General features: G+C 50.2%; 9 protein-coding genes. 2 read left to right on the forward strand and 7 right to left on the reverse strand.

Annotated features, from left to right (window positions below):
- Window positions 1-561: 561 nt before the first annotated feature.
- The 7 genes from HMPREF3091_RS17270 to HMPREF3091_RS17300 form a co-directional block, all read right to left on the reverse strand.
- Window positions 562-1,560 (reverse strand): bile acid:sodium symporter family protein, encoded by a 999-nt coding sequence (locus HMPREF3091_RS17270; RefSeq protein ID WP_004095172.1) that lies wholly within the window; start codon window positions 1,558-1,560, stop codon window positions 562-564.
- Between the two features lie 144 nt (window positions 1,561-1,704).
- Complete coding sequence (locus HMPREF3091_RS17275; RefSeq protein ID WP_070717435.1) at window positions 1,705-2,748, reverse strand: oxidoreductase; 1,044 nt, start codon at window positions 2,746-2,748, stop codon at window positions 1,705-1,707.
- Window positions 2,749-3,014: 266 nt separating this feature from the next.
- Complete coding sequence (gene dctP, locus HMPREF3091_RS17280) at window positions 3,015-4,055, reverse strand: TRAP transporter substrate-binding protein DctP (protein WP_070717437.1); 1,041 nt, start codon at window positions 4,053-4,055, stop codon at window positions 3,015-3,017.
- A gap of 32 nt (window positions 4,056-4,087) precedes the next feature.
- On the reverse strand, window positions 4,088-5,029 hold the full coding sequence (gene araC / locus HMPREF3091_RS17285; protein WP_070717441.1) for an arabinose operon transcriptional regulator AraC: 942 nt from the start codon (window positions 5,027-5,029) through the stop codon (window positions 4,088-4,090).
- A gap of 176 nt (window positions 5,030-5,205) precedes the next feature.
- Window positions 5,206-6,201, reverse strand: a complete 996-nt coding sequence (araH, locus tag HMPREF3091_RS17290; RefSeq protein ID WP_070717445.1) for an L-arabinose ABC transporter permease AraH — start codon at window positions 6,199-6,201, stop codon at window positions 5,206-5,208.
- A 22-nt stretch (window positions 6,202-6,223) separates the two neighbouring features.
- Window positions 6,224-7,744, reverse strand: a complete 1,521-nt coding sequence (gene araG / locus HMPREF3091_RS17295) for an L-arabinose ABC transporter ATP-binding protein AraG (protein ID WP_070717448.1) — start codon at window positions 7,742-7,744, stop codon at window positions 6,224-6,226.
- Between the two features lie 93 nt (window positions 7,745-7,837).
- Window positions 7,838-8,818: an arabinose ABC transporter substrate-binding protein gene (locus HMPREF3091_RS17300; RefSeq protein WP_035503873.1), complete on the reverse strand. Its 981-nt coding sequence runs from the start codon at window positions 8,816-8,818 to the stop codon at window positions 7,838-7,840.
- A 407-nt stretch (window positions 8,819-9,225) separates the two neighbouring features.
- On the opposite strand from HMPREF3091_RS17300, the gene HMPREF3091_RS17305 reads away from it, so the two are divergent.
- Both HMPREF3091_RS17305 and araA read left to right on the forward strand, forming a co-directional pair.
- Window positions 9,226-10,902 carry a ribulokinase gene (locus tag HMPREF3091_RS17305; protein ID WP_070717452.1) on the forward strand — a complete coding sequence of 559 codons (1,677 nt, stop codon included), beginning with the start codon at window positions 9,226-9,228 and terminating at the stop codon, window positions 10,900-10,902.
- Between the two features lie 26 nt (window positions 10,903-10,928).
- A complete protein-coding gene (araA, locus tag HMPREF3091_RS17310; protein ID WP_070717454.1) occupies window positions 10,929-12,431 on the forward strand; it encodes an L-arabinose isomerase in 1,503 nt (500 codons plus the stop codon).
- Window positions 12,432-12,663 lie beyond the last annotated feature (232 nt).

Genomic DNA, 12,663 nt, shown 5'->3' on the forward strand with positions numbered 1-12,663 from the left:
GCTTTCTACATAATTATTTGTGTAGGCGTCCGAGCAAGGCGGCTCAATCGCCACCGCCTTGCATCCAGGCTTGGCACTCCCTCCCAGCCCGCTACGCGGGTTCCCTCGTTTCATCATTCCGGTCTTGACGGAACGAACGACAATCGGCATCCATGCCTCCGTCGTTCTTTCGCCGATATCAATCGGCGAATCCTAACCTGCATGATTCACTCGGCTGTCCGGTAATGTGCCGAAAAAGGTCAAAATCAAAACAAAAAGCATGGACGGTTTTTAGCTTAAGTATTCGTAGGGAGAGCCGCCGATACAGGGATGTATCGGCGGAGTTTGGGGCGCCCGGGATGGGCGATACCAAACCGGAGCGGAAATGGCGTCTCGGATAAAAGCGCGCGAGTTGAGAGCCCCCGCGCAACGGGGCTCTCATCGGTCGCCTTCGCCAGCGGTGTCATAGAAACGCATTTGCTGATAGGCGAACGAAATATTTCACTGCAATCCCATAGGATATTGACGTTCCAAACCGGAGCAACGCACTTGCCAACCAACGCACGAAACAAAATCCCCTTTTCACCCTTCACTTTCCTCTAATACCTTCTTCGCCTTCGCCCGATTGACATATCTCTGTGCTAGCACTGCGCACACCATCAGTTGGATTTGGTGGAAGATCATCAGCGGCAGAACCATCATGCCTACCGTTGATGCAGGAAACAGCACATTCGCCATCGGGATACCGTTCGCCAAGCTTTTCTTGGAGCCACAGAAAACAATGGTGATTTCGTCAGCGGTATTAAAGCCTAGCCAACGCGCTGCAAAGGTGTTTATCACCAGCACAATAGCCAACAGAATGGTTGAGAACACCACAATCGACAGCAGTGACCAGCCGTCAATCTGGTGCCAAATCCCTTCGATCACAGCCTCGCTAAACGCGGTATAGACCACCAGCAGAATGGAAGACCGGTCGGTAATATTAATCAGCTTACGATGACGCTCGACCCACTTAGCAATCAGCGGACGCGACAGATGACCAATAACAAACGGCACCATCAGTTGCAGAATAATCGCGCCAATGGCATGCAGGGTGTCAGTCTCTCCGCCCTGCGTATGCATCAACAGTCCCACCAGCAACGGCGAAAGGAATACGCCTAAAATACTTGACGCGGAAGCACTGCAAATAGCCGCGGCCACATTACCGCCCGCCATCGACGTATAGGCAATCGCTGATTGAACCGTCGCAGGCAAAGCACATAGGTAGAGGAAACCAAGGTACAATGCAGGACTTAACAGATTTGGCACCACCACATTCAAGGCCAGCCCCAGCAGCGGGAATAATGCAAAGGTGCTGAGAAACACCACCAGATGCAGTTTCCAATGCCCCATTCCTGAAACGATTGCGTCGCGTGACAGCTTGGCGCCATGCATAAAGAACAGCAACGCAATAGCCGCCGTGGTGAGGTGCTCGAAGATCGTTTTATAGATCCCCTCGCACGGGAACAGCGATGCCAAAATCACCACCGTAATCAAAACCAGCAAAAACTTATCAATACGCAAACGTTGCAGCCAAGACATAACTCAACTTCCCTTACCGAAAAATGTGCGAATACATATAGTTTTATAAAAAACAAAGCCTTCTTCCCTAGTATTAACAACTCAGAGAAGAAGGCCAATACGAAAATACGCTAGGTAATATCAACAACAAGTATCAGCATCGTCTCAAGCAGGAAGCGGCAGCGCCCTTTGCTGCAACGATGATTCTTGTCCAAGCTCTAACAGCTCCATAACGGTAATGGCCTCCGAGGCCGGTACCGGATTCTCACCGTCACCGTTGATTGCATCGCGAATACCCGCATAATACGCCGGATAATTACCTGGGATAGTTAGCAACGACTGCTCTGCCATCATGTCATCTTGAACCAAGGTTAATACGCCATCGCGCATGTCGTAGCCCCAATCCGCCTGCGGTGGACGCTCGCCCGCCTTAAGACGATCCTCCTGAGGATCTAATCCATGTTTGATGTAGCTTCCTTTCGTGCCATGAATCACATAGCGCGGCGTTTCTGCCGCAGTCACCATGCTGCCATGCAAAATAATGCGCTTGTCAGAATAGTATAAAATCGCATGGAAATAGTCGGTGGTTTGCGAGTTTGGGCGCATTGCGCACAGGTCAGCGAGCAGACTTTGCGGCTTACCGAAAAGCTGTAGAGCTTGATCAAGCAGATGCGAGCCAAGATCGAACCAGATCCCACTCCCTGCGCCGACTTTTTCACGCCAGCGGTCGCGCACTTCCAGACGGAAACGATCGTAGTGAGATTCAAACTGAACCACATCGCCCAGAGCGCCTTCAGACAGCAAGGTTTTCACCGTCAGGAAATCACTGTCCCAGCGGCGGTTATGAAAGACTGACAACAATCGTTTCTGCTGTTTGGCTAACATCTCCAGCTCTCGCGCCTCTTGCAGATTCACCGTAAATGGCTTATCCACGACCACATGTTTACCCGCCAACAGCGCCTGCTTAGCCAACGGATAATGGGTGAGATTCGGCGTTGGGATCACCATTAAATCAATGGAAGGATCGCTAAACAGCTGCCCTGGTTCACCAACGACCATCATCCCCGGCCAGTCAGCAAGAACTTTCTGCGCATCGCTGCTTGAAATCGCCGCCAATTCCAGACCGGGCGTACCGGCTATCAGCGGCGCGTGGAACGTTTTACCGGCAAAACCATAGCCGACCAGTCCTACACGAATTGAATCCGCCATACAAAACCTCGCTGCCCTAAGCAATTAGAAAGGATAAAAGATGAAGTAAAACCATCTCTTCAACATATATATTGTTATCGAAATATTATGATGCTGCTATTTGATAACGTGTTTTGGTGAGATGAGCAAGAAGACTGAGTGCTGTTCTGATTAGAAGAGCAATTATTAGGCAGGTATACAGACTGGCTAATGCAACAATCAGCGTGTTGCATTAGCGTTCAGCACAATATCGACGATCAAGACGCCACGCGAAAAATAGAGATCGCCTATTCTTTCATTGCGTCGTTTATCATCTGGGACACTTTCAGCATGGTTGCGCCTGCATCTTTCACACCGGCATTTTCTTGCTCTTTTAGCCAATTTTCCTGCACTTCCTGATATCGAGAGAGCGTTTTCCACTGCTGCAACTGATCCGTGGATAGAAATTGCACTTTTGCGCCCTCTTGACGCATATCAGCAATCTGGGCGGTCAGGCTACTGTCCATGACCGCTCCCTGTGTTTTATAAGCAATTTCGGCAGCCCGCTGGATGGCCTCCTGATCTTGCTTTTCGAGTCCATCCCAAGTGTTTTTATTCATTACTAACAGATAGATATGCCCTAACCATAAATTTTTAGATATCAGTATATGAGGCGATGTTTTATGCGCATCAACGTCGTATCCGCTGTCCACGTTCACCATAATGCCATCCAATGCACCAGACTGAAGCGCTTGACGAGTTTGGTCACCCCAAGGCATCGTCACCGCCTTAGCGCCCGCATTGGTTAGAAAATCCTGATGCCAAAAACTGGCCGAGCGCCATGTGCCGCCTTTGACATCCGCCAAAGACTTCATTGGTTTGGTACTAAAGAAAGCCACGGGATAACCGGTGGCAAAATACAGGTTTACAACGTTATTCTTCTCAAGCTCTAGCGGAAAAGCGGGGAGCTGTGTATAAACACGGCGAAAAAATTCCACCTGCCGATCAGCGGCTGGCCCCACTGGAAAGCTTTTGAAAATCTGATGCAATGGCAGCTGTTTTGCCGTGTACTCAGGCACGACAATCGCCATATCCGCTTTCGTTCCCTGCCCAACCAGTGCCAATGCATCATAGCCAGCGCCGAGCTCTCCGCCCCAGTGGGACTCGATTTTCAGGCGGCCATGAGATTCATTTTCAATAGACGAGAAAAATACGTCATTGATAAATTGAGTACGTGCACCGCCTAATGCTTCATGATCGCTATATTTTAAGGTTTTCGCCGCCAATACCGTGTTCGGTAATAGAAATCCAGCCAGCAAAATGGGCAACAGCTTGTTAGTCAATTCCATTTGATATCTCGCATGATTTAAAAGTGACAGTGTCACACTCGTAGTAATGTACTTTGTCGCTCACTCTGGCGTCGCTCTCCGGCACTCATTGAAGAAGAGTCATTCACCTCATGGTTGCGACGACGGTAATCACTTGGACTCACGCCGACGCGCTTGCGGAACACGCGTGAAAAATAGAGCTGATCGTCATAGCCAACGACACGCCCGATGGTGGCTATCGGCTCCTGCGTGGTTTGCAACAACAGTTTGGCACGAATAACCCGCTGATCCTCACGCCAGCGTAGAATGTTCACCCCAACCTGCTCACGAAACAGATGCGCCAAACGCGACGGCGATAAGCAAACGTGTTTGGCAACGTCTTCGATGCGAAGTTCATCGGCTAAATTGCCGGTGATAAACTGGCAGGCCTCGATAATTCTGGCGTCCATGATGCGCTGCGGCGCCTGCGGATCCTCTTCCATCGCGCGCAGCAGAAGGCGTTCGAGCAAATTCATCGCTAACTCTTCCGCAAAGCGTCGACCTGATTTATGCGTCTGCTCAATATTGGCAAAGAGACGGTCAAACTCCAGCAGCGTATTTTCGGGGAGAACCATATGCCCTACGCCATTAACCTGACTGTGCCACTCAAGCCAATCGGCCCAGTAAGCGCGAGGGCGGAAATAGACCCAACGGTGATACCAGCAGTCGCTTTCTGATGAACGTCCATAATAGTGACTCGCCTTCGGAGGAAACAGCAGCAGCTCTCCCGGCTTGCTGTCTAACGTTTCTTCACCGTCTTTGCCGCTGAAAATGCGCCCTTGGCCTTTGATCGTCAAATTCAGGATGTACCCTTTCATTCCTTCAGGACGATCGATAAAGAAGTCTAATGGACCACCGGCGATAATTGGGGTTAACCCTGCGACCAGATAAGCATTAAAGCTATACCCCGGCAAAAGCGGATTTGGCTGTGGATCCTGCGTTAAACGTTGGTACATCGTCCCTCCCATACAATGTCTACCTCTGCTGCCAGTTTACAGAGCAGCGCGAACGCTGCTCAACATTGCTGTAAAACTGTGAAGCAGATTAATAATTACTTGTAATTAATATCGAATAATCATCACCTATGGCGCTTCCATTCCGATGAATAACAGGAATTTTCCGTCTGTCTCTATTAGGCACTGGTCTTTTTAGCAAGCTGCTTGTAACGGTCAAAAATAACCGCGGCAAGCAAAATCACGCCACGTACCACGTATTGGGAGAACGGCGAAATATTCAGCAAATTCATCGCATTCTCGACCGTACCCAAAATCAACACACCCGCGATAACATAAGAAATTTTACCGATTCCGCCTTTGAGTGACACACCGCCCAACACACAGGCAGAGATCACAATCAGCTCATAGCCGATAGACGTCATTGGCTGACCGCTGGTCATGCGCGAGGCCAAAATGATCCCCGCTGCGGCTGAAACCAGCCCTGACAGCACAAAGATAATGATTTTAGTGCGAACCACAGGAACACCGGCCAGACGCGCAGCCTCTTCGTTCCCACCAATCGCTAACGTATTGCGGCCAAACGTGGTTTTGTTCAGTAGAAAGCCAAACAGGATAAAACAGGCCACGGTGATCCAAATAGGCGCAGGCAGCCCCAACCAGTTCGCGTATCCCAACTCAAAGAAACGCTCGTCTTCAATACCGACCGCTTTACCATCAGAAATGATGTATGCCAAACCGCGCACAATTTGCATGGTGGCAAGCGTGGTAATCAGCGCATTAATTTTCAGACGCGCAATCACAAAGCCGTTAACGAAGCCGCATAATGCCCCCAGCAGCAAGCCTGCAAATATGCCGATCCACAGGCTTTCGGTCATATTAATCACAACCGCAGCAGTCACACCCGCACAGGCAATAACCGAGGCAACGGAAAGGTCAAAGTCGCCAGAGGCCAGGCAAAAAAGCATCCCGCAGGCCACCATTCCCGACATGGAGATGGCTAGGCCAAGCCCCTTCATGTTGATAAATGAGCCAAAGTTAGGCACAAAAATCAAACAGGCAATAAATAGCGCGGCAAATACCACCAACATGCCATAACTATCCCAAATGCGACTGAGGTTTAGCCCTTTGTTTCCTGATTTTGCCGTCGCCGGCGTAGAAGTAACACTCGACATAATTCTGCTCCTAGACGTATTTTCAGGCCGCATGAGATGAGGTTGATGTGCGTGGCATCGCAAGCGCTAAGGCTTTGGCCTCGCTTGCTTCGCGACGTAATAGTTCACCCGACACTTCGCCTTCGCGCATCACGATAACGCGGTCGGCTAAACCTAACACTTCGGGCAAATCACTCGAGGCAAACAGAACGGCAATTCCCTGCCGCGCCAGTTGGTAGATAACATGATAGATTTCATGCTTCGCACCGACGTCGATGCCGCGTGTCGGTTCATCGAGCAAAATGACCTTCATGTCTTCTGAAAGCCAGCGTCCTAAAATCGCCTTTTGCTGGTTACCACCGGAAAGATTCATAATTAGCTGCTCAGGGCTGGGCGTTTTGATATTGAGTGCATCAATGCGTTTGTCGGCGTTTTCCACTTCCCATTGATGATTAATGAGGCAGCCTGCGGTCAGCGCGTTGCGGCGAGCGCTGATATTGATATTTTCACGCACTGAGTGAACCGGAATAATGCCGTCGGCCTTGCGATCTTCGGGACACAGCATCATGCCCTGACGGATAGAATCAATAGGGCTTCCCACTTGCATATCTTTTCCGTCGAGAATGACCTGTCCCTGCGTTATCTTGGTGCCACCAAACAACCCTTTCATCAATTCGCTGCGACCCGCACCGACCAGACCAAACAGGCCAACAATTTCACCCTGTTTAACCTGTAACGAAACCGGGTGTTTGACACCAGGGGCCACCACGTCTTTCACCTCTAAGCGAATAGGTCCGTGCTCACGCGGCTGATAACCATAAACATCCCCCAAGTCACGCCCCACCATCGCCTGCACTAATGAGTCATGGTTGACCTGCTGCATATCATCGAAGGTTTTGACGTATTTGCCGTCTTTAAAAACCGTAATCGCATCGCTTAAGGCAAAAATTTCTTCCATGCGATGCGAAACATAGATAATCACCCGACCTTCAGCGCGCAGCTCGCGAATCACGCGAAACAGCTGTTCAATTTCACGCGAAGAGAGCGAACTGGTAGGCTCATCAAATGCAATCACTTTGGCATTACGTGCCAAGGCTTTGGCAATTTCCACCATCTGCCACTGTCCAATTGAGAGATATTTCAGCGGCGTTTGTGGATCAATATCTAAACCCAAGTGCTCTAGCTGCAAACGGCTTTCATAGTTGAGCAATGAGTTATTCACGAAGCCCTTTTTCGCGGGCAGTTGGCCTAAATAGATGTTTTCTGCCACCGTCATTTCAGGCACTAAGTGCAGTTCCTGATAAATAATGGCGACACCAGCATCAAGCGCATCGGTGGTTTTGTTAAATTGAACCGGCTGGCCCTTAAGATAGATCTCGCCCTGTGTTGGCGTGTAACTGCCGCTCAGTATTTTCAATAGTGTGGATTTACCTGCGCCGTTCTCACCCATCAAGGCGTGGATCTGTCCGGCCTGACAGCTAAAGCTGATATCATCCAGCGCCTTCACCCCAGGAAATGTTTTCCCGATATGACGGAATTCCAGATAGGGTACGTTGGAGGTCATAAACGCTCTCCTTGCCACCGATAGCTAACCTAGCGGTGGCTAAAGTAGTCAACAAAAGGTGGTTAGAGCGGCAGTCGCCGCTCTCTGCGTGGCTTACAGCCCTTTCTTCTGCAGCTCTTCTTTGAAATTGTCGCGCGTAATCAAGACGACGTCGGTCACCGCGGTGAACTTGGCCGGCTCCGTCCCTTTGGTCACCCAGTCGTTCAACATTTGGATGCTTTTATAGCCATGAATATCCGGGCTCGGCAGCAGCGAGCCGAAGAAGCCGGTTGGGTTTGCCTTGGACAATTCGCTCACCGCATCCACGCCGTTGATACCGATGCCAATCACGTTATCAGCCTTAAAGCCCTGTCCTTCTGTCGCACGCACGCCGCCCAATACCGTGTTGTCGTTCATCCCCACGATCAGCCAGTTTTTAACTTTTGGGTATTGAACCAACATAGAGTTAGCCGCATCAAAGGCGCCGGGAATATCATTGGATTTCGTTGGCACTTTGTAGATCTGTTTCTCTGGGAAACCCGCCGCCTTCAGCGCATCCATCGAACCGGTGGTACGACGGCGAGCGGTATCTAACTCATCCGCCGTGATCGCCATGACTCCCGTTTCGTCGACTTTCCAACCCCGCTTATTCATTTCCTTCCACAGTTCCTGCCCTTGACGCGCACCAATTTCGCTAGCCGCCATCATCACCAATGGAACGCTTTCCATCGGTTTTCCTTTGGCGTTTACAAACTGATCGTCCACGGCAATAACTTTAAGATCGTAGCTCCGCGCTTTGGCCATAATGGCAGGCCCTAGCTTGGGATCGGGCGTACAGATAACAAAGCCTTTAGCACCGCTGGCAGCGAGGCTATCAATAGCGTTCAACGTTTTTTCACCGTCTGGAACAGCGATTTTGATCACGTCAAAGCCCAAATCTTTGCCAGCCTTATCGGCAAATTTCCATTCGGTTTGGAACCAGGGTTCTTCCGGTTGTTTAACCAGAAAACCGAGTTTCATGCTTTCTGCGATAGCGGATTGTGACATAACGGCGGCCAATCCAATGGCGGCCAGAGCCTTAGTGAATTTATGCATATTTACAATCTCCAGTTTCGTCATTCTTATGTAGCAGATTTGTCATGCCAACGAGGCAATACCGCATCGGATAACAAAACCACTCTGTGTGTACGAATTCAGGGGCAGTTGAGCAGCAAATACCAAATAGCGCGATATTTCACTGCAATGTAGGGACCTTATGTGAGACGAGCTAAGTTGTAGCGGCTAATGGATGAACAAATAGAGAGCAAAATCACACCAGAAAATTACAGCTATTTTATGCATATATTTAGCAAATTCGTAACAATGATAACTTTTGATGACCATCACACTCTTCGGTGTTGTAGCTGAAAAATGCATACTTGTAGCTAAGCCATCCTCACAGTTCACCGCCTCTATTTCCTATTTTGGTTAGCAGTGAAATCTATATAGATAGGAGAGAGGGAATGCATGCAAATCCCATAGCAATCGGGCTGGATTTTGGTAGCGACTCCGTTCGTTCGCTCGCCGTAGATTGTGTGACTGGTCAAGAATTAGATACGGAAGTGGTTTACTATCCGCGCTGGAAACAAGGACTGTTTTGCGATGCACCTGCCAACCAGTTCCGCCACCATCCTCTCGACTATATTGAATCGCTGGAAACCGCGATTAAGGCAGTCGTTGCGCGGATGAGTGAGGAACAGCGAGCCGCGGTCGTCGGTATTGGGGTTGATTCAACGGGCTCAACGCCCGCCCCGATTAATGAAGAGGGAGACGTACTGGCGCTGTTGCCCGAATTTGCCAACAACCCCAACGCGATGTTCGTGCTGTGGAAAGATCACACCGCGATTGAAGAAGCCGAAGAAATTAACCGCTTATGCCGTAGCGGTGAGTTTCCCGACTACACCCGCTACATCGGCGGCGTTTATTCCTCTGAATGGTTCTGGGCAAAAATTCTGCATGTCACCCGCGAAGATCGTGCCGTACGCCAATCGGCTGTTTCTTGGATTGAGCTCTGTGACTGGGTTCCCGCGCTGCTGTGTGGTGAAAAGCAGCCGCAGCACCTGAAACGCGGACGCTGTAGCACCGGGCATAAAGCGCTTTGGCATCCCTCATGGGGAGGCGTTGCGCCACGAGATTTCCTCGACGCGCTGGACACCTGCCTGAGTGAGAAACTGCAACAACCGCTGTTTACCGAAACCTACACCGCCGATTTGCCCGTAGGAAAACTCAGTGCGGAGTGGGCGCAACGTTTAGGTCTGACGACTGACGTCGTGCTATCGGGCGGCGCATTTGATTGCCATATGGGTGCCGTTGGCGCTGGCGCTCAACCTTATACGCTGGTGAAAGTGATTGGTACTTCAACCTGCGACATTTTGATTGCCGAGCAAGAGCGAATTGGCGATCGCACCATTGCGGGGATCTGTGGACAAGTCGACGGTAGCGTTGTGCCGGGCTATGTCGGTTTGGAAGCGGGACAGTCAGCCTTTGGTGATATGTATGCTTGGTTCAGCCGCCTACTCACATGGCCGTTGTTGCAAACCGCCAAACAGCATCCAGAATTAGCTGCTCAGCTCGAAGAATCAGTGAAAAACTTGCTGCCCGCGCTCACTGAAGCATGGGCAAAAGATCCCCACCTCAACCATCTCCCTGTCGTTCTGGACTGGTTCAACGGTCGCCGCACCCCTTTCGCTAATCAGCGTCTGAAAGGCGTTATCACCGACCTTAACCTAGGCACCGATGCCCCAACCCTGTTCGGTGGTTTTATTGCCGCCACCGCCTTTGGTGCTCGCGCCATTATGGAGTGCTTTGAGCATCAGGGTGTTCCCGTGGAAAACGTGTTGGCGCTAGGCGGGATTGCACGTAAATCCCCCGTGATTATGCAGGTGTGCTGCGATGTGATGAATCGCCCACTACAAATCGTCGCCTCAGATCAGTGCTGCGCGCTGGGTGCCGCAATTTTTGCAGCCGTCGCCGCAGGAACCTATCCAGACATCGCCTCCGCCCAACAAAATATGGCGAGCCAAGTCGAGCGCACTCTCCAGCCCGATCCCGAACGCGTGGTGCGTTTCCAGCAGCTTTACGAACGTTATCAACAATGGTGTACGCACGCAGAGCCCTGCTACGCGGCAGAAAGACATTAATTTAATTCAGTATTCACGGAGTCATCATGCAACAGTTCAAACAAAGCGAAGTGTGGTTTGTTATTGGCAGTCAGCATCTCTATGGTCAGCGGACACTGCAACAAGTCAAGGAGCAGGCTGAGAAAGTCGTCAGCTCTTTGAATCAGGCGGGTCTGCCTGTGAAATTAGTGCAAAAACCACTGGCTACCACGCCGGCTGAAATCACGGCTCTCTGCCGTGATGCTAACTATCAAGATAGCTGTCTTGGCCTGCTAGTGTGGTTACACACGTTCTCTCCGGCCAAAATGTGGATCAACGGTTTGCGTCGTCTTGAGAAACCCCTGCTCCAGTTCCACACTCAGTTCAATGCTCAGATCCCATGGGACACCATGGATATGGACTTTATGAACCTGAATCAAACCGCGCACGGCGGCCGCGAGTTCGGCTTTATTGGCGCGCGTATGCGGCAACAGCACAGCGTGGTAGCCGGGCATTGGGAAGATCCTCAGGCGCTAGAAGGTATCGCTCGCTGGATGCGTGTTTCTGCCGCACGCCACGAAAGCCAACATCTGAAAGTTGCGCGCTTTGGTGACAATATGCGCGAAGTGGCCGTCACCGAAGGTGATAAAGTTAGCGCTCAAATTCAATTTGGCTATAGCGTCAACGGCTATGCGCTGGGCGATCTCGAACAGGTCGTGAACGAAGTCAACCACAATGATATTAATACGTTGGTTGAAGAGTATGAAGCGAGTTACATCCTAACGGACGCAGTGAAAAGCGGCGGCGCAAAACGCGAGAATTTGCTCGATGCCGCACGTCTAGAATTAGGGATTGAACGTTTTCTCCAGCAAGGGGGCTTCCATGCCTTTACCACAACCTTTGAAAATTTATACGGTCTGAAACAACTACCTGGCTTAGCTTGCCAACGCCTAATGCAAAAAGGTTATGGTTTCGGTGCCGAAGGCGATTGGAAAACCGCCGCACTGCTGCGCATTATGAAAGTGATAGCCAGCGGTCTTAAAGGCGGTACCTCTTTCATGGAGGATTACACCTATAACTTCCAGCCGGGCAACGATCTGGTTGTCGGTTCACACATGCTGGAAGTATGCCCGTCCATTGCCAAAGAAGAAAAACCATTGCTTGACGTTCAGCATCTGGGCATCGGGGGCAAAGCCGATCCCGCCCGACTGCTGTTTGCTACACCTGCCGGACCTGCGCTAAATGCGAGCCTGATAGATATGGGCGATCGCTTCCGTTTGCTGGTGAACTGTGTTGATACCGTAGAACAGCCACGCGATTTACCAAAACTTCCTGTTGCTCGAGCGATCTGGAAAGCGCAACCGTCGTTGGCCACCGCAGCGGAAGCCTGGATCTTAGCTGGTGGTGCACATCATACCGTATTTACACAAGCGCTGGACGTGGAGTATCTGCGATTATATGCGGAGATGCACAATATCGAATTCCTGCTTATTGATAATGCTACCACGTTGCCAGCATTTAAAAATGAAATCCGTTGGAATGAAATGTACTACACGTTGAATCGTAAATAATCGATTCTTACAAACTAATTAAATCAAGTAGCAAAAGGCGGTCTAGTGATGATAATCACGACCGCCTCAACGCAGCTAACATTATTTAGGACATAAATATCCAATATTTAAACAATATACGCTAAAAGCGATATTTAAATATCCCACACCGCATGGAAAAACAAAATTATCATCATATTTTCATTAAGTTAATGGTAAATCACCCTGCAAATACTTAGCTCTGTGACTATAT

Source organism: Hafnia sp. HMSC23F03 (assembly GCF_001816025.1).
GTDB classification, from domain to species: Bacteria; Pseudomonadota; Gammaproteobacteria; order Enterobacterales; family Enterobacteriaceae; genus Hafnia; species Hafnia paralvei.